At 73.3% G+C, this 25,428-nt stretch carries 3 protein-coding genes; all 3 read right to left on the bottom strand.

The annotated features are described in order from the left end of the window. Positions 1–18: 18 nt before the first annotated feature. Genes OG242_RS30280 through OG242_RS30270 form a run of 3 tightly spaced genes read right to left on the bottom strand, consistent with a single transcriptional unit; the run spans position 19 to position 25,397 of the window. Positions 19–1,266, bottom strand: a complete 1,248-nt coding sequence (locus OG242_RS30280; RefSeq protein ID WP_405901189.1) for a cytochrome P450 — start codon at positions 1,264–1,266, stop codon at positions 19–21. 9 nt (positions 1,267–1,275) lie between these two features. Next, positions 1,276–1,491, bottom strand: coding sequence for an MbtH family protein (locus OG242_RS30275; RefSeq protein WP_164398960.1), 216 nt, complete (start codon positions 1,489–1,491; stop codon positions 1,276–1,278). A 2-nt stretch (positions 1,492–1,493) separates the two neighbouring features. Beyond that, a complete protein-coding gene (locus OG242_RS30270) occupies positions 1,494–25,397 on the bottom strand; it encodes a non-ribosomal peptide synthase/polyketide synthase (RefSeq protein WP_405901188.1) in 23,904 nt (7,967 codons plus the stop codon). Positions 25,398–25,428 lie beyond the last annotated feature (31 nt).

The raw sequence follows: 25,428 nt of genomic DNA, 5'->3' as shown, positions 1-25,428 counted from the left end.
CTTCGTCGTCGTTCATGGTCAGTAGGTGAGCGGGAGGGCGTTCAGCCTTCGTTGCAGCGGGTTGGACCGCCAGGCCGGCTCCGCTCCCTCGGCCAGCCGCAGCCCCGGTAGCCGGCGGACCAGCGTGCCGACGGCCACCTCCGTCTGGAGCCGGGCGAGCGGCCCGCCGAGGCAGAAGTGCGGGCCGTGGCCGAAGCTGAGGTGACGGTTGCCGGGGCGGGTCAGGTCGAGCCGGTCGGGGTCCTCGAAGCGTTCGGGGTCGCGGTTGGTGGCGCCGAGGAAGAGGTACACCAACTCGCTCTCGCGCAGGGTCCGTCCGCCGATCTCCAGGTCCTGCGCGACGACCCTGACGATCGCCTGGGTCACCGTGTCGTAGCGGGCCAGCTCCTCGACGGCGCCGCGCATGAGTCCCGGGTCCTCGCGCAGCCGGGCCAGCTGGTCCGGGTGGCGAAGCAGGGCGAGCACGCCGTTGGTGATGAGGTGCGTGGTGGTCTCGTCGCCCGCGGTGATGAGGACGAAGCAGGTGGAGAGCAGTTCGGAGTCGGTGAGGCGGTCGTCCTGCGTCTGGGTGGCGACCAGGGCGCTGATCAGGTCGTCGCCCGGTTCGCGCCGGCGCTGCCGGATGAGCCCGGACAGGTAGTCCTCGTACTGGTCGATCGCCGTCTCGGACTTCGCGATGTCCTCGCTGAGCCGGCCGAAGCGGCGGAACCAGTCCTTGACCCGCGGCCGGTCCTCTTCGGGGATGCCGAAGAGCTCGCAGACGACGGACATGGGCAGCGGGGAGGCGACCGCCTCGATCAGCTCCATCTCCGGTCCGGCGGCGACCGCCGCGTCGACGAGCCGGTCCACGAGGTGCTGGACGCGGTCGCGCAGGGCCTCGACGCGGCGGGCGGTGAACGCCCGGTTGGCGAGTTTGCGCAGCCGGGCGTGGTCCGGCGGATCGGTGTTGCTCATCACCCGGCCGAGTCGGTCGGTGAGCCGGCTGAAGGCCTTGAGGTCGCCGCCGAGCGCGGTGTAGGCCCGGGTCATCCTGTCCCGGTCGTTGGACAGCCGCAGGTCGCCCAGCGCCGCCTCGACGTCGGCGTACCGGGTGAGGTACCAGACGCCCTGGGGGCTGCGGTGGACCGGGTCCTCGCGCCGCATGCGGGCGTAGAGCGGGTAGGGGTCGCGCCGGGCCTCGGGGGTGAGCAGGGCGGCGCCGAGGTCGTGGACCGGGGCGGGGCCCACGGTGTCGCGGGCCCCGGCCAGGGTGTCGGTGGAGGTCATGTCGCCGCGCTACCGCTGGGCGTCCATGGCATCGGCGAGGCTCTTGGGCCGCATGTCGGTCCAGTTCCGCTCGATGTGCTCCAGGCAGGCGGCGTGGGTGTCCGGACCGTGGGCGACGGTCCAGCCGGCGGGAACGTCGGCGAACTGCGGCCAGAGCGAGTGCTGGTTCTCGTCGTTGACGAGGACGAGGAAGGTGCCGTCCTGGTCGTCGAAGGGGTTGGTCATGGTCAGTCCTCCTGAGGGGAAAGGGTGATGTCACCGGTGTCACCGGTGGCCTCGGCGATCCTGGCAGCCAGGACCGGTCCGATCTGGGCCAGCGAACCGGCCCGGGTCATCTGGTCGTGCCGGGTGGTGATGTCGTGGGACTCGATCCGGCCCGTGATGTACGGGCGCCAGACGTCCGGTCCGGCGTCGTCCTGGCCCCGGTCGATGGTGGAGTTGAACAGCAGCAGGTCGCCGTCGTGGCTGCCGGGGACGAAGTCGACCGCCAGCTTCGCGTTGTTGATCATGATGTCCACGATGACCTCGACCTGCCGCTCGTCGAGCCCGGCGAGGGCGCTGCCGCGCCGGTTCAGCACCTCGGCGACCTCGGCGTAGGTGATGTCGCGGTCGCCCAGCTCGGACGGGTCGACGTCGAGCACACCGACGAGCACGTCCCGCACGGTGGGCACGGGCTCGTCCTCGAACCGGACGTCCTTCACCGGGTAGGCGTCGAGGACGGCCAGCAGCGCGGTCCGTTCGCCCCGCGACTTGAGTTCGCAGGCGAGCGCGTGGGCGATCAGTCCGCCCGCGGACCAGCCGAGCAACAGGTACGGCCCCTGCGGCTGGATCTTCTGGATGTGGTCGGCGTAGTCGGCCGCCATTTCCTCGTACGACTCCGGCAGCGGTTCGGGGCGTCCGAGGCCCCGCGCCTGGATGGCGTAGACCGGGTGCTGCGGGCCGATGTGGTTGAGCAGTCCGCTGTACGACCAGCTGATGCCGCCGCCGGGGTGGACGCAGAACAGTGGTGTCTCCGTCCCGGTCGAACGCAGCGGAAGCAGTACGTCGAGCGCGTCGTGCGGGTTGTTCATGGCGAGGCGTTCGGTGAGGCCGGCGACGGTCGGCGCCTCGAACAGCATGCGCAGCCCCAGTTCCAGGCCCAGGGTCTCGCGGACCCGGGCCGCCAGCCGGGCGGCCAGCAGCGAGTGTCCGCCCAGGTCGAAGAAGCCGTCGTCGATGTCCACCTGTTCGCGTCCGAGCACTTCGGCGAAGAGCCCGCACAGCAGTTGCTCCTGCGGGGTCCGGGGACCGCGCCCCCCGCCCGACGCCCCGTAGTCCGGAGCGGGCAGGGAGGCCCGGTCCAGCTTGCCGTTGGCGGTCAGCGGCAGCGCGTCCACGGTGACGAACGCCGCCGGGACCATGAAGTCGGGCAGTTCGCGGCGCAGCCGGCCGGACAGCTCGGCGGTCTCAAGCACGGTGTCGGGGGCGGGCACCAGGTAGGCGACGAGGCGTTTGTCCCCGGGCCGGTCCTCACGGGCGACGACGGCCGCCTGGGCGACGCCGGGGCAGCCCGCCAGGACGGCTTCGACCTCCCCGGGCTCGATGCGCTGGCCGCGCAGCTTGACCTGGTGGTCGACGCGTCCGGCGAACTCCAGCGTGCCGTCGGGGCGCCACCGGGCGAGGTCGCCGGTGCGGTACATGCGGCTCCCGGCGGGGCCGTACGGGTCGGCGGTGAAGCGCTCCGCGGTCAGGCCGGGCCGGCCCAGGTAACCGCGGGCGACGCCCGTACCCGCGAGGTACAGCTCGCCGACCAGGCCGGCCGGCAGCGGGAGCAGCCGGTCGTCCAGCACGTAGGCGCGCATGTTCGCCATCGGTCCGCCGATCGGCACGGTCGCGGCGTTCTCGGGGAGGCCGCGCACCGGGTGGCGGGTGGCCAGGGTGGTGGCCTCGGTGGGCCCGTAGCCGTTGACGACCTCGATGCCGGGGCAGGCGGCGAGCACCCGGGCGGCGGCGGCCGGCGAGACCACGTCACCGCCGGTCCACACCTCGCGCACCCCGGTGAGCAGCGCCGGGCGTTCCTCGGCGACGAGCCGGAACAGCCCGGCGGTCAGCCAGAGTCCGGTCACCCCGTGCGCGTCGAGGGTGTGCTGGAGCAGGTCGAGGTCGAGCTGTCCGGGCGGTGCGACCACGATCCGGCCGCCGCTGAGCAGCGGCACCCACAGTTCGTAGGTGGAGAGGTCGAAGGCGGTCGGGGAGTGCATCAGCACCCGCTCGTGTCCGCCGCCGCGCCACTCCGGGGTCAGTGCGAGGCCCACCACGTCCCGGTGGGTGACGGCCACGCCCTTCGGCCGCCCGGTCGAACCGGAGGTGTACATGATGTACGCCACCTGCCCGGGTTCGCACGGCACTTCCACGGCGTCCACCTCGTCCTGCCCGGACCGCTCCAACGCGGCCAGGACCTCCTGGGTGAGCACCAGGGCGGCGCCGCTCTCCCGCAGGATCAGGTCGATCCGGGAGGACGGGAAGCGCGGGTCCAGCGGGACGTAGGCGCCGCCAGCCTTGATGACGGCCAGGATCGCCACGACCAGTTCGGCCGAGCGGTCGAGCATGACGGCGACCGGGGTCTCGGGCCGCACGCCCTGGCGGATCAGGGCCCGGGCCAGCATGTCGGCCCGCCGGTCGAGCTCTGCGTACGTCAGCTCGGAGCCGTCCGCGACGACCGCGACGGCGTCCGGGGTAGCCCGCACCTGGTGGGCGAACAGCGCCGGCACCGCGTCCGGGCGCAGCTCCGAGAACGTGTCGTTGAACTCGTACAGCAGCCGGTGGCGTTCGGCGGCGGACATGAGGTCGATCCGGCTGACCGGCCGGTCCGGTTCGGCGACCGCCGCCCGCAGCAGACGGGCCCAGCGCTCGAACAGCAGCTCGACAGTGGCGGCGTCGAACAGGTCGGTGGCGTACTCCACCGCACCGACCAGCCCGTCGGCCCCGCCGTCCGGGCGGAACTGCTCGGCCAGGCTGAAGGTGAGGTCGACGCGGGAGGTCCCGGTCGGTGCCTCCAGGTGGCCCGTTTCCAGCCCGGGCAGTGCGAAGTCGCCCAGCGGCGCGTTCTGCAGGGCCAGCATGACCTGGAACAGCGGGTGGTGGGCCAGGGACCGCACCGGGTTGGCCACCTCCACCAGGTATTCGAACGGCACGTCCTGGTGGTCGTACGCGCCGAGCGCCTTCTGCCGGACCCGGCCGAGGAGTTCGGCGAATCCGGGGTCGCCGCCGGTATCGGTGCGCAGGACGAGGGTGTTGACGAAGAAGCCGACGAGCTCGTCCAGCGCCTGGTCGGTGCGGCCGGCGATCGGGCTGCCGATGGGGATGTCCGTACCGGCGCCGAGCCGGGTGAGCAGCGCGGCAAGCCCGGCCTGAAGCACCATGAACATGCTGGCGCCGCGTTCGGTGGCCAGGTCGCGCAGGGCCTGGTGCAGCTCGGGGTCGAACCGGACGACGACCCGGTCGCCGCGCTGGGAGGCGACGGGCGGCCGGGGCCGGTCGACTGGGAGCGGGAGCTGCTGCGGGATGCCCGCGAGCTCGTCCCGCCAGTAGGCGAGCTGCCGGGCGAACAGGCTGTCCGGGTCGCCGGCGTCGCCGAGCAGGTCGCGCTGCCAGCGGGTGTAGTCGGCGTACTGCACGGGCAGCGGGGCCCAGCCCGGTTCCTCGTCCCGGCAGCGCGTGGCGTACGCCGTCGCGAGGTCGGCGGAGAGCGGGCCCATGGACCAGCCGTCGGCGGCGATGTGGTGCACCACGACGAGCAGCACATGCCGGTCGGGGGCGAGCGCGAACAGCTCGGCCCGGACCGGGGGCTCCGCCGCCAGGTCGAAGCCGCGCTGTGCCGCTTCGGCCAGGCGTCCGGGCAGCGCGCTCTCGTCCAGCTCCACGACGGGCAGCGCGGGGTGCGCCTGCGCCGCGGTCAGCACGACCTGGTGCGGGGTGCCGTCGGTCTCGCGGAACACCGTGCGCAGGCTCTCGTGCCGGGCGATGACGTCCGCGAGCGCGGCCTGCAGCGCGGGCCGGTCGAGGCTGCCGGTCAGGCTCAGCGCGAGCGGCATGTTGTACGTGGCGCTCGGCCCGTCCATCCGGTGCAGGAACCACAGCCGGCGCTGGGCGAAGGACAGCTCCACGCGCTCCGGGCGCGGCCGGGCGGTCAGCGCGGGGCGAGCGGCTCCGGCCCCGTCCAGGCGGGCCGCGAGACCGGCCACGGTCGGGGTCTCGAAGAGGGTGCGGACCTCCAGCTCCGCGCCGAGGGTCGCCCGGACCCGGGCGGCGAGGCGGGTCGCGAGCAGCGAGTGCCCGCCGAGGTCGAAGAAACTGTCGTCGACTCCGACCTGGACGAGTCCCAGGACTTCGGCGTACAGCTCCGCGAGCAGCTGCTCCTGCGGGGTGCGGGGCGCGCGTCCGCCCATCGCGGGGCCGAGGTCGGGCGCGGGCAGTGCGCGCCGGTCCAGCTTGCCGCTGGCCGTCAGCGGCAGGGCGTCCAGCGCCATGAACGCCGACGGGACCAGGTAGTCGGGGAGTCGTTCGCGCAGCCAGTCGCGGAGTTCGCCGAGGAGGGCGCCGGTGCTCCGGCTGCCGGTCGGGCGGTTGGTCAGCGAGGACAGTGCCCGGTCGGCACACCCGGCCGGCCGGTACTGGACCGGGGAGCCGTCCGGGTCGGCGAAGACCACGTCCACGGCGTCGTCCGAGGTTGCCGACCAGGTGACGGACACCGCGCGGCGGTGCTCCCGCCCGAGGGCGTGGAAGTCCTCGGGGTCGGGGAGGCCGTTCTCCTCCTCCGGGGCATGCAGCCGTGCCAGCAGCTCCGCGAGGGCCCCGTCCTCCTCGTGCAGGGCACGGGCCAGGGCGGCTTCCCGCGCGACGCGGCGATTGGGGACTCCGGTGATCCGCAGTACGTCGGCGGGCGGCTCGGCGAGCAGGTCGCGCAGGGCCTCCGGGCCGGCGATGTCCCGTCCCCAGACCAGCTCGGCGGCCGGGGGCGCGGGCTCCGGGGCCACCCGTGCCTTGTGCAGCGTGACGTCGTAGCGGTAGCGGCTCAGTTCGTTGTGGTGGCGGCCGCGCTTGACCTCCACGGCCACCACGCCGATGTCCGTGCCGCGCGCCCGCAGGACGGTGAAGAAGTCCGGGTCGACGAGGAGTTCCTTCTCCACCCTGACCGCCTGCTCCACCGCACGGCGTACGGCGGCGGGGTCGGCGTCGTCGCCCGTCCGGTGCAGCTGGACGGCGGTGGCGAACGGACGCAGCAGCCGCAGGTTGCGTACGTCTCCGATGAACAGGACGCCACCGGGGGCGAGCAGCCCCATGAGCTTGCCGATGACGTCGGCGAGGTAGTCGGCGGAGGGGAAGTACTGCACCACCGAGTTGATGACGATGGTGTCGAACGCCCCGGCCGGCAGCCCGTCGGTGTCGTGCGCCGGACGGGTCTGGAGCACCACCCGGCCGGTGAGCCGTTCCTCCCGGGCCACCTGAGCGGTCAGCGCGTCGATGGCGGTGGCGGAGAAGTCGGTCGCCCAGTAGGTCTCGCAGTGGGGTGCGATCTGTGAGAGCAACAGGCCGGTGCCGACGCCGACTTCGAGCACCCGGCGCGGGCCGAGGTCGAGGATGCGGGCCACGGTGGCGTCCCGCCATTCCCGCATCTGCTCCTCGGGGATGGGTCGCGCGTCGTAACTGCTGTCCCAGCCGACGAAGTTGTCGCCGAAGGGTGCGGTGCCGGGGGCGATGGGCAGGGCGTCGTAGATGTCCTGCCACTCCCCCACCTGAACCGATTCGATCCCGCTGTCCCGGGCCGTGTCCTGGTGCGGGACGACGTAGCCGACGAGGCGGTCGTCCTGGGCGAGGACCGCGGTCTGGGCGACGGCGGGGTGTGCGGCGAGCGCGGCCTCGATCTCGCCGGGCTCGACGCGGAAGCCGCGCACCTTCACCTGGTCGTCGGCGCGGCCGGCGTACTCCAGCTGTCCGTCGCTCAGCCGCCGGACCAGGTCGCCGGTGCGGTACATGCGCTCACCGGGTGCGTACGGGCAGGCGACGAACCTGCCCGCCGTGAGCCCGGGCCGGTCGAGGTAACCGCGGGCGAGGCCCGCGCCCGCCACGTACAGCTCCCCGGTCACGCCGGGCGGCACCGGCCGCAGGCGGTCGTCCAGCACGTACACCCGGGCGTTGGCGATGGGCCGGCCGATCGGCGGCACGCCGGTCGCGGGGGTCAGCGGGTCGCTCATGGTCGCGCAGACCGTGGTCTCGGTCGGGCCGTACGCGTTGATCATCCGGCGACCGGGCGCCCACCTCGCCACCAGCTCCGGCGAGCACGCCTCCCCCGCCACCACCAGCGTCGACGCGGTCACTGCCCCGTCCGGCACGGCGGCCAGGACGGATGGCGGCACCGTGACATGGGTGATGCCGAGGCCCGGATCGGTGAGCGCGGCGAGGGCCCCGGCCGCCGGGGGCAGCACGAGGGCCGCGCCGCTGAGCAGGGCGGTGCAGATCTCCGACACCGAGGCGTCGAAGCTGGGCGAGGCGAACTGAAGGACCCGGCTGTCGGGTTCGACCGCGAAGCGCTCGATCTGCCCGGCGACCAGGCTCGCCACACCACCGTGTTCGACGACGACACCCTTGGGGCGGCCGGTCGAGCCGGAGGTGTAGATCACGTAGGCCGGGTGCCGCACACCGAGCTCGACCTGCGGGTCGGTCTCCGGCCAGTCGCCCTCCGAGACCATCGCGGGGTCGTCCACCACGAGGGCCGGACGCGCGTCGTCGAGCATGTACGCGATCCGCGCCCGCGGATACGCCGGATCCACCGGCAGATACGCCGCCCCCGCCTTCAGCACACCCAGCACCGCGACCACCGACTCCACCGACCTCGGCAGAGCCACCGCCACCACCTGCTCCGGACCCACACCCCGCGCGATCAACGCATGAGCGAACCGGCTGGATCGGCCATCGAGCTGCCGGTAAGTCAGCTCGTCGTCGCCGCAGACGAGCGCGACCGCGTCCGGTGTCGCCGCCACCTGCGCCGCGAAGGCCCGGGGCAGCGGGACCGCGCCGACGTCACGGGCGGTTGCGTTGTCCCGTTCCAGCAGCCGGTGCCGCTCCTCCGCGTCGAGGAGGTCGATCCCGCCGATCGGCTGTTCCGGGTCGGCGGTGACGGCCTTCAGCAGGAGCGTCCAGCGCCGGACCAGCGCCTCCACCGTCGTACGGTCGAACAGGTCCGTCGCGTACTCGACGGCGCCGACGATCCCGGCCGGGGCCCCGTCCGCGTCGAACTGCTCGACCATGCTCACGCCGAGGTCGAACTTCGCGGTGCCGGTCGCGACCGCGTAGGTCGTGACGTCCAGGCCGGGCAGCGAGAACCGGCCGGTCGGGGCGTTCTGCACAGCCAGGATGGTCTGGAACAGCGGGTGGTGGGACAGGGAGCGGGACGGGTTCAGCGCCTCCACCAGATGCTCGAAGGGCACGTCCTGATGCGCGTACGCCGACAACGCCGTCTCCCGCACCCGACCCAGCAGCTCACCGAAACCCGGATCACCACTCGTATCCGTCCGCAACACCAACGTGTTCACGAAGAACCCGACCAGATCGTCCAGCGCCTCATCCGTACGCCCCGCGATCGGACTCCCGATCGCGATATCCGTCCCCGCACCCAACCGCGTGTACAACGCCGCCAGACCCGCCTGCAACACCATGAACAGACTGGTCCCGGTCCGCCTGGCCAGTTCCGCCAGGGCGCTGTGCAGTTCTGCGCCGAGTTCCAGGCCGATGTGAGCGCCCTGCCGGCCGGCGACGGCCGGGCGGGGGCGGTCGGTGGGCAGAGGAAGCAGTTCCGGAAGGTCGGCAAGCTGCCGCTTCCAGTAGTCGAGCTGTTCGGCGAACCGGCTCTCCGGGTCGGCGGCATCACCGAGCAGGTCGCGCTGCCAGAGCGTGTAGTCGGCGTACTGGACCGGCAGTTCCGGCCTGTCCGCCGTCCGGCCTCCGCAGCGTGCCGCGTAGGCCTCGGCGAGGTCTCGGGCCAGCGGCCCGGTGGACCAGCCGTCGGCGGCGATGTGGTGCATGACGAGGAGCAGTACGTGCTCGTCCGGCGCGACCGCGAACAGCTCGGCCCGCAGCGGCGGTTCGGCCGCCAGGTCGAAGGGCTGCCGTGCCGACTCCGCGAGCCGGTGCGGCAGTTCGTCCGCCGGCACCCCGGCAGTGTGGGCCCGGAGTCGTACGGCAGCCGGTTCCAGCAGGCGCTGGCAGGGCACGCCGTCGGCTTCCTGGAACACAGTCCGCAGGCTCTCGTGCCGGGCCACCACATCGGCCAGCGCCTGGTCGAGCGCGCCCCGGTCGAGCGTTCCGGTCAGCTGGAGCGCCAGCGGGATGTGGTACGTGGCGGCGGTGGCGTCCATGCGGTGCAGGAACCACAGGCGGCGCTGCGCGAAGGACAGCGGCACCACGTCGGGCCGCTCGTACGCGGTCAGCGCCGGGCGCACCCCGTCCGCCGCCGCGAGCGCCCCGGCCAGGCCGGCGACGGTGGGCGCCTGGAAGAGGGCGCGCAGCCCGAGCTCCGCCCCGAGCACCGAGCGCACCCGTGCGACGAGCCTGGTGGCGAGCAGGGAGTGCCCACCCAGGTCGAAGAAGTCGTCGTCCACCGAGACCCGTGGCACATCGAGCACCTCGGCGAACAGCTCGACGAGGATCTGCTCCTGCGGCGTACGCGGCGCCCGGCCGCTGCCCGTGGACACGGCGTCGGGCGCGGGCAGCGCCCCCCGGTCCAGCTTCCCGTTCGGCGTCAACGGCAGCCCGTCCAGCAGCACGAACGCGGACGGCACCAGGTAGTCCGGCAGCCGCTCGCGCAGGTGGGCGGCCAGCTCTGCGGGACGTACGGCCGCAGCGGGATGCGGGACCACATAGCCGACGAGCCGGTCGACCCGGGCCACGACGGCGGCCTGGGCGACGCCCGGGTGCGCGGTGAGCGCGGCCTCGACCTCGCCGGGCTCGACACGGAAGCCGCGCACCTTCACCTGCTGGTCGGCGCGGCCGGCGTACTCCAGCTCGCCGTCGGCGCGACGCCGGACCAGGTCGCCGGTGCGGTACATCCGCGCGCCCGCCGGCCCGAACGGGCAGGCCGTGAACCGTGCCGCCGTCAGGCCCGGGCGGCCCAGGTAGCCGCGTGCCAGGCCGGGCCCGGCGACGTACAACTCGCCGGTCACGCCCGGCGGTACGGCGCGCAGCCGCTCGTCCAGTACGTAGGTCCGGAAGTCCGCGACCGGGCGGCCGATCGGCGGCACACCGACCCCCGGGACGAGCGGGTCGCTCATGGTCGCGCAGACCGTGGTCTCGGTCGGGCCGTACGCGTTGATCATCCGGCGACCGGGCGCCCACCGCCCGACCAGCTCCGGCGAGCACGCCTCCCCCGCCACCACCAGGGTGGAGGCCGTGAGGTCCGCGTCGCCCAGCGCGGCGAGGGCCGAGGGCGGCAGCGTCACATGGGTGACTCCGAGCCCCGGGTCCGTCAGGGCGTCCAGCGGGGCGTCGGCGGGGGCGAGGACGAGCGCCGCGCCGGTCAGCAGCGCACTGCACAGGTCCCAGAAGGACGCGTCGAAGCTGGGCGAGGCGAACTGGAGCACCCTGCTTCCCGCCGCCACGCCGAGCCGGTCGGCCTGCACCGCTGCCAGGCGCGACACGCCGCCATGACTCACGACGACACCCTTGGGGCGGCCGGTCGAGCCGGAGGTGTAGATCACGTAGGCCGGGTGCCGCACATCGAGCTCGACCTGCGGGTCGGTCTCCGGCCAGTCGCCCTCCGAGACCATCGCGGGGTCGTCCACCACGAGGGCCGGACGCGCGTCGTCGAGCATGTACGCGATCCGCGCCCACGGATACGCCGGATCCACCGGCAGATACGCCGCCCCCGCCTTCAGCACACCCAGCACCGCGACCACCGACTCCACCGACCTCGGCAGAGCCACCGCCACCACCTGCTCCGGACCCACACCCCGCGCGATCAACGCATGAGCGAACCGGCTGGCAAGGCAGTCAAGTTGCCGGTAAGTCAGTTCATGGTCGTCGCAGACGAGCGCGACCGCTTCCGGCGTCGCCGCCACCCGTGCCGCGAACAGCTCCGGGAAGCTCGCCCCGGCCGCCTCGTCCGCCAGGGCGGGCAGCAGCTCGCCGCGCTCCTCGGCGGACAGCAGGTCGATCGCACCGATCGGGCGCTCCGGCGCGGCGACGACCTCGGCCAGCAGCCTGGTCCACCGGGCGGCCAGCCCCTCGACCGTCGCACGGTCGAACAGGTCCGTGCTGTATTCCACGGCACCGCTGAGGCCGGCGGGCTCGCCGTCGGGGCCGTACTCCTCCGCGAACCCGAAGGTCAGATCGAGCCGCGCGGTCCCCGTGAGCACGGGCATCGCGGAGACCTGGAGGCCGGGGAGGCCGAAGGCGCCGCCGGGCGCGTTCTGCACGACGAGACCGGTCTGGAAGAGGGGGTGGTGGGACAGGGAGCGGGACGGGTTCAGCGCCTCCACCAGATGCTCGAAGGGCACGTCCTGATGCGCGTACGCCGACAACGCCGTCTCCCGCACCCGACCCAGCAGCTCACCGAAACCCGGATCACCACTCGTATCCGTCCGCAACACCAACGTGTTCACGAAGAACCCGACCAGATCGTCCAGCGCCTCATCCGTACGCCCCGCGATCGGACTCCCGATCGCGATATCCGTCCCCGCACCCAACCGCGTGTACAACGCCGCCAGACCCGCCTGCAACACCATGAAGAGGGTGGCTCCGGACCGCCGCGCCAACTCCGTCAACCGGGCGTGCAGTTCGGCATCGATGCGGACTTCCAGCACATCACCGCCGTACGACATGACAGCCGGGCGCGACCGGTCTGCCGGGAGTTGCAGCTGTCCGGGCATGCCCGTCAGCGCCCGCCGCCAGTACGCGACTTGGCGGGAGAAGAGGCTGTCGGCGTCGTTCTCGTCGCCGAGGATCTCGTGCTGCCACAGGGTGTAGTCGGCGTACGTCACCGGCAGCGGCGGCCATTCCGGTGCCCCGCCGCTCCGCCGGGTGGTGTAGGCGGCGGCCAGGTCGCGGGCGAGCGGGCCCATGGACCAGCCGTCGCCGACGATGTGGTGCATGACGAGGAGCAGCACGTGCTCGTCCGGCGCGACCGCGAACAGCTCGGCCCGCAGCGGGATCTCGGTGGTCAGGTCGAAGCCGCGCACGGCCGCGTCCCGCAGCAGCGCGGGCACCTCGGACTCGCCGGCCGTACGCACGGTCAGCGGTACGGGGACCTCGGCGGTGTCCAGCACGCGCTGGTGCGGGATGCCGCCCGTGTGCGGGAACACCGTGCGCAGGGTCTCGTGCCGGGTCATCACGTCCACCAGGGCGGCGCCGAGCGCGTCCCGGTCGAGGTCCCCGGAGAGCCGCAGGGCCAGCGGCATGTGGTAGGTGGCGCTCGGTGCCCCGAACTGCTGGAGGAACCAGAGGCGGCGCTGGGCGAACGACAGCGGCAGCAGTTCGCGGCGGGGCCGGGGCACGAGCGCGCGGCGGGCCGTGCCGGCGTCCTGCAGCCCGGCCGCCAGACCGGCCGGTGTCGGGGTACGGAACAGGGCACGCAGCTCCAGCTCGATCCCGAGGGCCGCCCGGACCCGCGAGACGAGCCGGGTGGCGAGCAGGGAGTGCCCGCCCAGCGCGAAGAAGTCGTCGTCGGCCCCGACCCGGGCGAGGCCGAGGACGTCGGCGAACAGCTCGCACAGGATCTGCTCCTGCGGGGTGCGCGGCGCCCGGCCGCTCCCCGTGGACACGGCGTCGGGCGCGGGCACCGCCCCCCGGTCCAGCTTCCCGTTCGGCGTCAACGGCAACGCGTCCAGCAGCACGAACGCGGACGGCACCAGGTAGTCCGGCAGCCGCTCGCGCAGGTGGGCGGTCAGCTCGGCCGGGGTCGTCGCGGCCGGGGCCGACGGGACGACGTAGGCGACGATCCGGTCCTCCCTGGCGAGCACCGCGACCTGGGAGACGCCCGGGTGCGCGGTGAGCTCGGCCTCGATCTCGCCGGGCTCGACGCGGAAGCCGCGCACCTTGACCTGGTGGTCGACACGGCCGGCGAATTCCAGCTCGCCGTGGATTCCCCAGCGCGCCAGGTCGCCGGTGCGGTACATGCGCGCACCGGCCGGCCCGTACGGGTCGGCGACGAAGCGTCCGGCGCTCAGGCCCGGCCGGTCGAGGTAGCCGCGGGCGAGCCCGGTTCCGGCGAGGTACAGCTCGCCCAGGATGTCGGGGGCGACCGGTCGCAGGGCCTCGTCCAGCACGTACACCCGGCAGTTGTCGACCGGGCGGCCGATCGGCACGGGCAGCGGGCAGTCGGCGGGCTCGGCCGGGAGCGCGTAGGCGGTGATGACGTGGGTCTCGGCGGGGCCGTAGTGGTTGTGCAGCACCCGGCCGGGCCTGGCGGCGAAGCGGCGCACGGCACCGCCCAGGCGCATCGCCTCCCCGGCCTGGGCGACGAGCCGCAGGTGCGGCAGGTCGAGACCGGCCTCCTCGGCGGCCTCGGCCAGCGCCTCGACCACCAGGTTGGGCGCGAACAGCTCCTCGACGCGGTGGCGGTCCAGCCAGTGGGCGAACAGTTCGGCGCTGTGGCGCTGCTCCTCTGTGGGCACCACCAGGGTCTTGCCGTACAGCAGCGCGGACAGCATCTCCTGCACGGAGACGTCGAAGCTGATCGCGGTGAACTGCGCGGTACGTGTGCCGGGATCGCCACCGACGGCGCGGTGGTGCCATGTCAGCAGGTTGAGCAGTGCGGCGGCGGGCATGACGACGGCCTTGGGCCGGCCGGTGGAGCCGGAGGTGTAGATGACGTAGGCCGGGTGGCGCGTGTCCGCGCGCACGCCCGGGTCGTGCTCCGGCAGCTTGCCGGACGGCGTTACGGCGGCGAGGTCGTCGAGCACCACGGCCGGGCGCGCGTCCTCCAGCATGTACGCGATGCGAGCGGCGGGGTAGTCCGGGTCGACCGGCAGGTACGCCGCGCCCGTCTTGAGCACCGCGAGCACGGCGACGACCAGCTCGGCGGAGCGCGGCAGCCGGAGTGCGACGACCTGCTCGGGGCCCGCTCCCCGCGCGATCAGCGCGTGGGCGAGGCGGTTGGCCCGGCGGTTCAGCTCGCCGTACGACAGCACGGTGTCCTCGAACACCACGGCCGGGGCGTCCGGGGTGGCCCGGACCCGCTCCTCGAACAATCCGGGCAGGGTGGCGTCGGCGGTTGGGCGGGCCGTGTCGTTGCGGGCGACCAGCAGCTCATGCCGTTCGCCGGCGGTGAGTACGTCGATCCGGCTCAGCGGAAGCCCCGGCGCGGCGACGACCGCCGTCAGCAGCCGCAGCCACCGGGCGACGAGTACCTCCACGGTGACGGGGTCGAACAGGTCGGTGCTGTACTCGACACGCCCGACGATGCCCTCGGCGGCGCCGGGGCCGCCGCGCTCCAACAGGTGGAAGCCGAGGTCGAACATCGTCGTCGGTGTCCCGACCAGGACGGGTTCGGTGGCCAGACCACTCAGCGCGAAGTCGGTGCGAGGCACGTTCTGGAGCGCCAGCAGCACCTGGAACAGCGGCTGGCGGGTGAGCGACCTGGACGGGTTCAGCGCCTCCACGACCTGCTCGAACGGCAGGTCCTGATGGGCGTACGCGCCGAGCGCGCTCTCCTTGACCCGGCCCAGCAGTTCGGCGAACGTCGGGTCGCCCGAGGTGTCCGTGCGGAGGACCAGGGTGTTGACGAAGAACCCGATGAGGTCGTCAAGGGCCTGGTCGGTGCGGCCGGCGATCAGGCTGCCGACCGGGATGTCCTTGCCCGCACCCAGCTTGTCCAGCAGGGAGGCCAGAGCGGCCTGGAGCACCATGTACACGCTGGCGCCGTGCTCGCGGCCGAGCCGGACCAGTCCGGCGTGGAGTTCCGCGTCCAGCTCGATCGCGAGCCGGCCGCCGGAACTGGAAGGGGCGGCGGGGTGGGGGCGGTCGGCGGGGAGCCGGATCTGTTCCGGCAGGCCGGCGAGCGTCCGGGTCCAGTAGTCGGTCTGCCGGGCGAGGAGGCTGTCCTCGTCGGACGAGTCGCCGAGCAGTTCGTGCTGCCAGAGGGTGTAGTCGGCGTACTGCACGGGAAGCGGCGCCCATTGAGGGGCCTCGCGACGGACGCGTGCCGCGTACGCGGTGGCCAGGTCGGCGGCCAGCGGGCCGAGCGACCAGCCGTCACCGGCGATGTGGTGCATCACCAGGAGCAGCACGTGCTCGTCCGCCGCGACCTCGAACACCTCGGCGCGCAACGGCGGCTCGGAGGCCAGGTCGAAGCCGCGCGCGGCGGCGGCCGTCAGCAGGTCCGGCAGCGCCCGGCCGTCGGCCGGGGTCACCAGCAGGGCCGGCTGCGCCTCTCCGGCGGCCGGCACGTGCTGGTACGGCACCCCGTCCTGGGCCGGGAAGACCGTACGCAGGGTTTCGTGCCGGTCCACGAGATCGCCCAGCGCCGCTTCGAGGGCCGCAGGGTCCAGCGGACCGGTGAGCCGCCAGGCGAGGGGCATGTTGTAGACGGATTCGGCGCCCTCCAGCTGGCGCAGGAACCAGAGGCGACGCTGGGCGGACGACAGCGGCACCCGCTCGGGCCGCTCCGCCCGTTCGAGTGCGGGCCGGGCCCGGCCGGCGTCGCCGAGCCCGGCGGCCAGTCCGGCCACGGTCGGCGTACGGAACAGGGTGGGCAGGGCCAGCTCCACGCCCAGCGTCGTACGGACGCGGGCGACGAGCCGGGTGGCGAGCAGGGAGTGCCCGCCGAGGTCGAAGAAATCGTCGTCGGCACCGACCCCTGGCACCCCCAGCACCTCGGCGAACAGCCCGGCCAGCACGTGTTCCTCGGGCGTACGCGGCGCCCGGCCGGCCGTCATAGTGGTGTCGGGTTCGGGCAGGGCGCGCCGGTCCAGCTTGCCGTTCGGGGTCAGCGGCAGTGCGTCGAGCGGGACGAAGGCGGCCGGCACCATGTACTCCGGCAGCCGCTCACGCAGGTGCGCCCGCAGCTCCTCGGTCTGCGGCGCGGCATCGGCGGCGGGTTGCACGTACGCGACGAGCCTGGGCCCCTGCGCGCCGTCCCGCCGGACGACCACGGCGGTGCGGGCGAGGTCCGGGTGCTCGGCGAGGACGGCCTCGATCTCGCCGAGCTCGATACGGAAACCGCGTACCTTGACCTGGTCGTCCGTACGGCCGAGGAACTCGAGGTTCCCGTCCGCGTTCCAGCGCACCAGGTCACCCGTGCGGTACATCCGCGAGCCTGCCGCACCGAACGGGTCGGCCACGAACCGCCCGGCCGTCAGCCCCGGCCGGTTGAAGTAACCCCGCGCCAGTCCCGTACCCGCGATGTACAGCTCACCCGCCACACCACCCGGCACCGGCCGCAGAGCGCCATCGAGCACGTAGAGCCGGGCACCCCCCATCGGCCGGCCGATCACCTGGCGCGGGCTCGACGCCAGGGGCGCGACGACCGAGTCGACCGTGCACTCGGACGGGCCGTAGTAGTTGAGGGCGCGAACCCCCTCCGCGACCCTCAGCCGCTCCCACAGCTGCTCAGGCACGGCTTCCCCGCCCAGGGCGACCAGCGCGGGGCGCCACCGGGGGTGGTCGAGCAGGCCGTGCTCGACCAGGACGTGCAGGTAGGACGGGGTGCCGCCGATGGTGTCCAGCCCGTTCCGCACGGCGTACGCGAGGTAGGCCGCCGGGTCGGTCCAGGTCGCCTCGTCCAGGACGTGCAGCTCATGCCCGGCGAACACGGCGAACAGCTGGTCGCAGGAGGCGTCGAACGACACGGACGTGGTCAGCCCGACGCGCAGCCGCTCCCCCGTCGGGGAGACCAGCGGGCCCTGGTTGGCGTACAGGTTGACCAGGCTGCTGTGCGTGACGACGACGCCCTTGGGGCGGCCGGTGGACCCGGAGGTGTAGATGACGTAGACCGGCTGGGCCGGATCGACCGGCACCATCGGGTCGGTGACGGGGCAGCTTTCGATCAGCCCGGACGTATCCGGGTCGTCGAGTACCAACCGGTCGCCAGCCCCATCCGGCAGTTGGGCAAGGGTGCGGGTGTCGGTCACCGTCAGGACCGGCCGGGCATCGTCCAGGAGATACGCGATCCGGGCGGCCGGATACTCCGGATCCACCGGCACGTACGCCGCACCGGACTTCAGCACCGCGAGAATCGCGACCACCAGCTCCGCCGACCTCGGCAACGCCACCGCGACCAGCCGCTCCGGACCCGCGCCCCGCGCCATCAGCGCATGAGCCAACCGGTTCGCCCGCGCATCCAACTCCGCGTACGGCAAAGACACCTCGCCACACACAAGCGCCGTCGCATCCGGAGCCCTCCGCAGCTGCTCCCGGAACAGCTCCGGCAGCGTCCCGGTACGGACCGGGGCCGCCGGGCCGGTGCCCAGCGCCGCAAGCGCGTCGTGCTCGTCGGCGGTGAGCAGGTCGAGCCGGCTGAGCCGCTGCCGGGGGTCGGTGACAGCGATGCGGAGCAGCCGCTCCCACCGGGCGAGCATCGTCTCGACGGTGGCCGGGTCGTAGAGGTCGTCGGCGTACTCGACGGACCCGTCGAGCCCGTCCGGGGAACCGTCCTCCGCGTGCCGCTCGGCCATGGTGAAGATCAGGTCCAGCTTGGCCGTGGCCGACGCGGACGGCACGTCCTCGACGCGCAGCCCGGGCGGAGCGAAGTCGGCCCGGGGCGCGTTCTGGAGCACCAGCATGACCTGGAAGAGCGGGTGGTGCGCGAGTGACCGGGACGGGTTCAGCGTCTCGACCAGGTATTCGAACGGCACGTCCTGGTGGGCGTACCCGGCGAGCGCGGTGTCCCGGACCCGGTCCAGCAGCTCGGCGAACGTCGGGTCGCCCGAGGTGTTGGTGCGGAAGACAAGGGTGTTGACGAAGTAGCCGACCAGCTCGTCCTGCGCCTGGTCGGTCCGGCCGGCGACCGGGCTGCCGACCGGGATGTCGTCGCCGGCCCCCAGCTTGCTCAGCAGGGCGGCCAGTCCTGCCTGGAGCACCATGAAGAGGCTCGTCCCATGGGCACGGGCCAGTTCACGGAGCCCTCGGTGCAGCTCGGCGTCCAGGCCGGCGCGCACGGAGCCGCCCCGGTGCGAGGCGACCACCGGGCGGGGCCGGTCGGCGGGCAGCTCGATCAGCTCGGGGAGCCCGGCGAGCCGGCGGGTCCAGTAGTCGGCCTGGGCGGCGAGCAGGCTGCTCCGGTCGGTGGAGTCGCCGAGGAGTCCGTGCTGCCACAGGGTGTAGTCGGCGTACTGGACGGGAAGCGGCGCCCACTGCGGGGCCTCGCCGCCGAGGCGCGCCGTGTAGGCGTCGGTCAGGCCCTGCGCGAGGGGGCTCAGCGACCAGCCGTCGCCCGCGATGTGGTGGAGCACCAGGTGGAGGACGTGCTCGTCCGGGGCGAGTGCGAACAGCTCGGCGCGCAGGGGCATGTCGGCGGCTAGGTCGAACCGGCGGTCCCGCGCCGCCGCCATCAGGGCCGGAAGCCCGGCCTCGGTGGTCCGGTGCACGGGCAGGCGCGGGCGGGCGTCGTCCACGTCCAGCACACGCTGGTGCGGGACGCCGTCCACCGCCGGGAACACGGTGCGCAGGCTCTCGTGCCGGGCGACGACGTCCGCGACGGCGCACTCCAGGGCCCGCCGGTCCAGGTCGCCGGACAGCCGCCAGGCGAGGGAGATGTGGTAGTTCGCGCCCGCACCTTCCATCTGGTGCAGGAACCACAGCCGGCGCTGCGCGAACGACAGCGGGATCATCTCGGGGCGCTCACGGCGAGCCAGGGCGGTCTGCGCCGGGCCGGCGGCGCACAGGGCGGCGGCCAGGGCCGCCGGGGTCGGAGCCTCGAACAGCGTGCGCAGCGGCATCTCCACGCCGAGCGTCACGCGGATCCGGGCGGCGAGGCGGGTGGCGAGCAGGGAGTGCCCGCCGAGGTCGAAGAAGCCGTCGTCCACGCCGGCCGAAGGGGCGCCCAGGACCTCGGCGAACAGCTCGCACAGGATCTGTTCCTGGGCGGTGCGCGGGGCGCGGGACGTGGTTGCCGGCGTGAGGTCGGGGGCGGGCAGGGCGCGGTGGTCCAGCTTGCCGTTGACGGTCAGCGGCAGGGCGTCCAGCGTGATGAACGCCGAGGGCACCATGTGCTCCGGCAGCCGCTCGCGCAGGTGCGCGCGCAGACCGGCGGGGCCCGGTGCGGCGTCGGCGGCCGGTACGAGGTACGCGGCGAGCCGGGTGTCGTCGGCGCGGTCCTGGCGGGCGAGCACGGCGACCTGCGCGATGTCCGGGTGTGCGGCCAGGGCCGCTTCGATCTCGCCGAGCTCGATGCGGAAGCCGCGCACCTTCACCTGCTGGTCGGCCCGGCCGACGTAGCGCAGGGTGCCGTCCGCGGCGCGGCGGACCACGTCGCCGCTGCGGTACATGCGTGAGCCCGCGGGCCCGTACGGGTCGGCCACGAAGCGCCCCGCGGTGAGCCCGGGACGGTTGAGGTAGCCGCGCGCCAGGCCGGCGCCCGCGACGTACAGCTCGCCGGGGACGCCCGGGGCGACCGGGCGCAGGCCGGCGTCGAGGACGTACGCCCGGAGGTCGGGGAGGGCGGTGCCGATGTCGCCGGGGGCGGTGGAGGTCCGGCCGAGTTCCGTGTGTGTGACGTGCACCGTGGTCTCGGTGATGCCGTACATGTTGACCAGGCGCGGCGCGTCCTCCGGGTGGCGCTCGTACCAGCTGGCCAGCCGGGCGTGTTCCAGCGCCTCACCGCCGAAGACCACCGTGCGCAGGGCGAGCCGGCGGCCGGTCGCGCGGTCCTCGGCGTCGGCCTGCATCAGCTGGTAGAAGGCGGACGGCGTCTGGTTGAGCACCGTCACCCGCTCACGGGCGAGCAGGTCCAGGAACCGGCCGGGCGAGCGGCTGGTCTCGTGGTCCACGACGACCAGGCGGCCGCCGTGCAGCAGGGGCCCCCACAGCTCCCAGACCGAGAAGTCGAAGGAGTAGGAGTGGAAGAGCGTCCACACGTCGTCGGGACCGAAGCCGAACTGCGCGCGCGTGGTGTCGAAGAGGCGCACCACGTTGCGGTGCGGGATCACGACGCCCTTGGGGTTGCCGGTGGAGCCGGAGGTGTGGATCACGTAGGCGGCGTGGGCCGGGTCGACGGCGATCCCCGGGTCGGTGTCGGGCAGTCCGTCGAGATCGGCGGTGTCCAGCAGCAGCTGTTCCACGCCCTCCGCGTCCAGCTGATCTGTCGTCAGGATCAGGGACGGCCGGGTGTCCCGGAGCAGGTAGGCGATCCGGGCGGCCGGGTACTCCGGGTCCACCGGCACATACGCCGCACCCGCCTTGAGCACCGCGAGCACCGCCACGACCAGCTCCACCGAGCGCGGGAGCACCAGTGCCACCAACTGCTCGGGACCAATGCCCCGTTCGATCAGGGCGTGCGCCAGCCGGTTCGCGCGGGCGTTCAGACCGCCGTACGTGAGGGTGGTCGCGCCGTCCGTGAGGGCGATGGCGTCCGGATCGGCCCGCACCTGCCGCTCGAACAGTGCGGGCAGGCTGTGCTGCGGCGGTTCCGCGCGCTGACCGGCCGGCAGCAGTGCCCGGAGTTCGTCGGCGGACACCACGTCCACCTGGCCGATGCGCCGTCCGGGGTCGGCGGCGACGGCGCGCAGCAACCGCAGCCAGCGCTCGACGATGCCGGTGACGGTGGCCGCGTCGAACAGGTCCGTGCTGTACTCCACCACACCCGACAGGCCGCCCCCGCCGGGCCGTTCGGCCAGGACGAAGGTCAGGTCGCACTTGGCCGTTCCGGTGGGGACCAGGTCGGACGCCACGCGCAGCCGAGGCAGGTCGAAGGTGCCGGACGGCGCGTTCTGAAGGGTGAGCATCGTCTGGAAGAGGGGGTGGTGCGCGAGGGTCCGCGCCGGGTTCAGCGCCTCGACCAGGTGCTCGAACGGCACGTCCTGGTGCGCGTAGGCGGCCAGTGCCTCGGAGCGCACACGGGCGAGGAGTTCCGTGAACGTCGGGTCGCCGGACAGGTCGGTGCGCAGCACCAGTGTGTTGACGAAGAAGCCCACGAGGTCGTCCAGGGCCTCGTCGGTGCGTCCTGCGACGGGCGTGCCGATCGGGACGTCGGTGCCGGCGCCCAGCTTGCCGAGCAGCGCGGCCAGACCGGCCTGGAGCACCATGAAGAGGCTGGCCCCGCCGTCGCGGGCGAGGGCGCGCAGGCCCTCGTACAGTTCGGGATCGACGCGCACCGGCAGCTGGGCGCCCCGGTAGGACATCGCTTCGGGCCTGGGCCGGTCGAAGGGCAGCTCGACCTGGTCGGGCAGGCCCGCCAGCCGCTCGCGCCAGTGGGCGAGCTGGGCGCCCAGCAGACTGTCCGGATCGCGGCCGTCGCCCAGGAGTTCGCGCTGCCACATCGTGTAGTCGGCGTACTGGGCCGGCAGCGGCGACCACTGCGGCTTCGCGCCCTCGCTCCGGGCCGCGTAGGCGGTCGTCAGATCCTGCGAGAGCGGGCCCGCCGACCAGCCGTCACCGGCGATGTGGTGGACGACGAGCAGGAGTACATGTTCCTCGTCGCCGAGCCGGAACAGCTCGGCGCGCAGCGGCGGTTCGCCGGAGAGCTCGAAGCCCTGCCGCGCCGACTCCGCAAGCCGGTCGGGCAGCTCGCGCTCGCGGGTCTCGGTCACCCGCAGCCGGGGCCGGGCCGCGTCGGGGTCAAGCACCCGCTGGCACGGCACCCCGGCGACGGCCGGGAAGACGGTGCGCAGGGTCTCGTGGCGTTCGACCACGTCCGCCAGGGCGGCTTCGAGGGCGCGCTCGTCCAGGCTCCCGGTCAGCCGAAGTGCCAGCGGAATGTTGTACGTGGCGCTCGGGCCCTCCATCCGGTGCAGGAACCACAGCCGGCGCTGCGCGAAGGACAGCGGCACGGTCTCGGGGCGCTCGCGCCGGCCCAGTGCCGGGCGCGCGTAGCCGGCCGCGTCCGCCCTGGCCGCCAGACGGGCCACGCTCGGCGCGTCGAACAGGTCGCTGAGCCGCAGCTCCACGCCCAGCACGGACCGGGCCCGGGCGATGAGCCGGGTGCCGAGCAGGGAGTGTCCGCCGAGGTCGAAGAAGCTGTCGTCCAGGCCGACTTGGGCGACGCCCAGCACCTCGGCGAACAGCCCGGCGAGCAGGTGTTCGACCGCGCTGCGCGGGGCGCGGCCCAGCGCGGTGGGCCCGTTCTCCGGGGCGGGGAGGGCGCGCCGGTCCAGCTTGCCGTTCGGGGTCAGCGGCAGGGCGTCGAGCACCACGATCGCCGACGGCACCATGTAGGCGGGCAGCCGATCGCGGACCCAGGTCCGCAGGGCTTCCGTCCGGACGTCCTGTCCGGCGGCGGGCACGACGTAGGCGACGAGGAGGGGTTCCTCGTCGGTGCGCACGATGACGGTGGTGCGCGTGAGGTCCGGGTGCTCGGCGAGGACGGCTTCGATCTCGCCGAGCTCGATACGGAAACCCCGTACCTTCACCTGATCGTCCGTACGGCCGAGGAAATCGAGGTTCCCGTCCGCGTTCCAGCGCACCAGGTCACCCGTGCGGTACATCCGCGAGCCTGCCGCACCGAACGGGTCGGCCACGAACCGCCCGGCCGTCAGCCCCGGCCGGTTGAAGTAACCCCGCGCCAGTCCCGTACCCGCGATGTACAGCTCACCCGCCACACCACCCGGCACCGGCCGCAGAGCACCGTCCAGCACATACAGCCGGGCGTTGGTGACGGGCCGGCCGATGACCGGGCGCGGGCTCGACGCCACGGGGGCGGTCACCGCGTTGACCGTGCACTCGGAGGGTCCGTACAGGTTGATGCAGTGCGTGCCGTCAGCCGCCTGCAACCGCTCCCACAGCTGCTGCGGGACAGCCTCGCCACCGGCGGCGACCAGCGCGGGTCTGTCTCGCGCATCGCTCAGCAGGCCGTGTCGCACGAGATCTTGGAGGTAGGAGGGGGTGGCCTCGACATAGTCCAGCCCACGGTCTCCCGCGTACGCGACGAATGCTTCCGGGTCCGTCCAGGTCGCGTGGTCCAGGACGTGCAGCTCATGGCCCGCGAAGGGGGCCATGAGCTGGTTCCAGGAGGCGTCGAAGGACACCGAGGTGGTGAGCGCGACGCGCAGCCGCTGCCGGTCCTTCAGCAGTGGCGCGAACAGGGCCTTCCGGTGGTCGGTGAGCAGGTCGGCCAGGCCGCTGTGTGTGGCGACGACGCCCTTGGGGCGGCCGGTGGATCCCGAGGTGTAGATGACGTAGGCGGGATGACTGGCATCGAGGACCACCACCGGGTCGGTCACCGGGCGGCTTTCGACCTCCGCCACCGTCTCCGGGTCATCCAGCACCAACCGGTCGCCCGTGGTGCCCGGAAGCCTGTGGCCGGCATGGGTGTCGGTCACCGTCAGCACCGGCCGGGCGTCTTCCAGGAGGTACGCGATCCGAGCTGCCGGGTACTCAGGGTCCACCGGCACGTACGCCGCGCCGGACTTCAGCACCGCGAGAATCGCGACCACCAGCTCCGCCGACCTCGGCAACGCCACCGCGATCAACTGCTCAGGACCAGCACCCCGCGCCATCAGCGCATGCGCCAACCGGTTCGCCCGCGCATCCAGCTCCGCGAACGAGAGCGACACGTCGCCACACACGAGCGCCGTCGCGTCCGGGCCCCTCCGCACCTGCTCCCGGAACAGCTCCGGCAGGCTTGCGGCGGGGGGCGTGGCGGTCGGCCCGGTGCCGAGCTCCGCCAACTCGCGGTGCTCCTCGGCCCTGAGCAGATCGACCCCGCCCACCGCCTCTTCCGGGTCGAGGTCCGCGACGGCGTCGAGGAGGGCGAGCAGCCGTCCCTGATGCGCGGCGAGGTCGTCGTCGCCGTACGCGTCCGGCGCGCCGTGCAGCCTGAGCAGCGGCGGGTTGCCGTCCCGGTAGTCGAACAGCCAGACGGCCAGGTCGGTGGTCGAGCCCGACACGAAGTGGTGCACGGACGCGGGGTGTCCGGCGAAGCCGGGCCTGGCGTTGAAGGCCATGATGTTGACGATCAGCGGGAACGCCGTGCCGATGCCGCCGGGTGCGCCGAGGTCGCGGAGCAGGTCCTCGCTGCGGTACCGCTCGTGCGCGACGGCCGCCTCGACCTCGCACGCCACCTGGGCCACGAGCTCGCCCCACGGCATGTCCGGCCGCACGGTCAGTCGGAGCGGTACCACGTTGGACATCGTGCCGGGCACGGACATCAGGTCGCGGTCGGAGCCCCGACGGGCGGTGACGGGCAGGGCGAGGACCACGTCCTGGGCACCGCTCAGCCGGTGGGCGTAGAGCGCGGTCGCCGCGATCACCACCCGGGACCACCTGACACCGGCCCGGGCCGCCGCCGCCCGCAGTGCCTCCGGGTCCCGCAGCTCCCGCTCCCCGGCCACGCGCAGGACCTGATGGGGGTCGGTCGCGGCGGTTTCCGTGAGCCGTGTCGGGGCGGGCAGATCGGTGAAGCGTTCATTCCAGTAGGTGCGGTCCGCGTCGAAGGCGTCGGAGGCGCGGTAGTCGGCGTCGCTGTCGACCAGGTCCCGCAGCGCGCCGAACGGGGACGGCGGGACGGAGGCGTCCCCGGCCAGCGCCGAGTACACCTCGCCGACCCGCTGGCGGACCATCGAACTACTGATCGCGTCCAGGACCAGGTGGTGGTACTTCAGGTACCAGAAGTGCTCCGTGGGTGAGAGCCGGATCAGCGCGTGGCCGAACAACGGATCACGGGTCGGGTGGAGCGGGCGGGCGAGGTCGCGCTCCATCCACTCCCCGGCGGCCGCCCGGGGGTCCGGCTCCGCCCCGAGGTCGAGGTGCACCGGTGCCCAGTCCCAGGTCTCGCGGAGGATCTGGCGCGGGCCGTCCCCTTCGTCGGTGAAGGTCACGTGCAGGGCGTCGACCTCGTCCACCACCCGGCGCAGCGCGGCTTCGAACAGCTCCGGATCGACCGGCCCGTGGATCTCCAGGCACTCACCGACGCGGTAGCCGGGAATCGGCGTCGGCGAGCTCTGCTCGGCGAGCCAGATCTCCCGTTGGGCCGCGGTCAGGCGAAGGACGTCGCCGTCACGACGGGACATGGGGGTACCTCCAGAGGTGGGAGAGGGCATG

Source organism: Streptomyces sp. NBC_00727 (assembly GCF_045161745.1).
Classification (GTDB): Bacteria; Actinomycetota; Actinomycetes; order Streptomycetales; family Streptomycetaceae; genus Streptomyces.
This window is presented reverse-complemented; position numbering and strand designations above follow the sequence as displayed.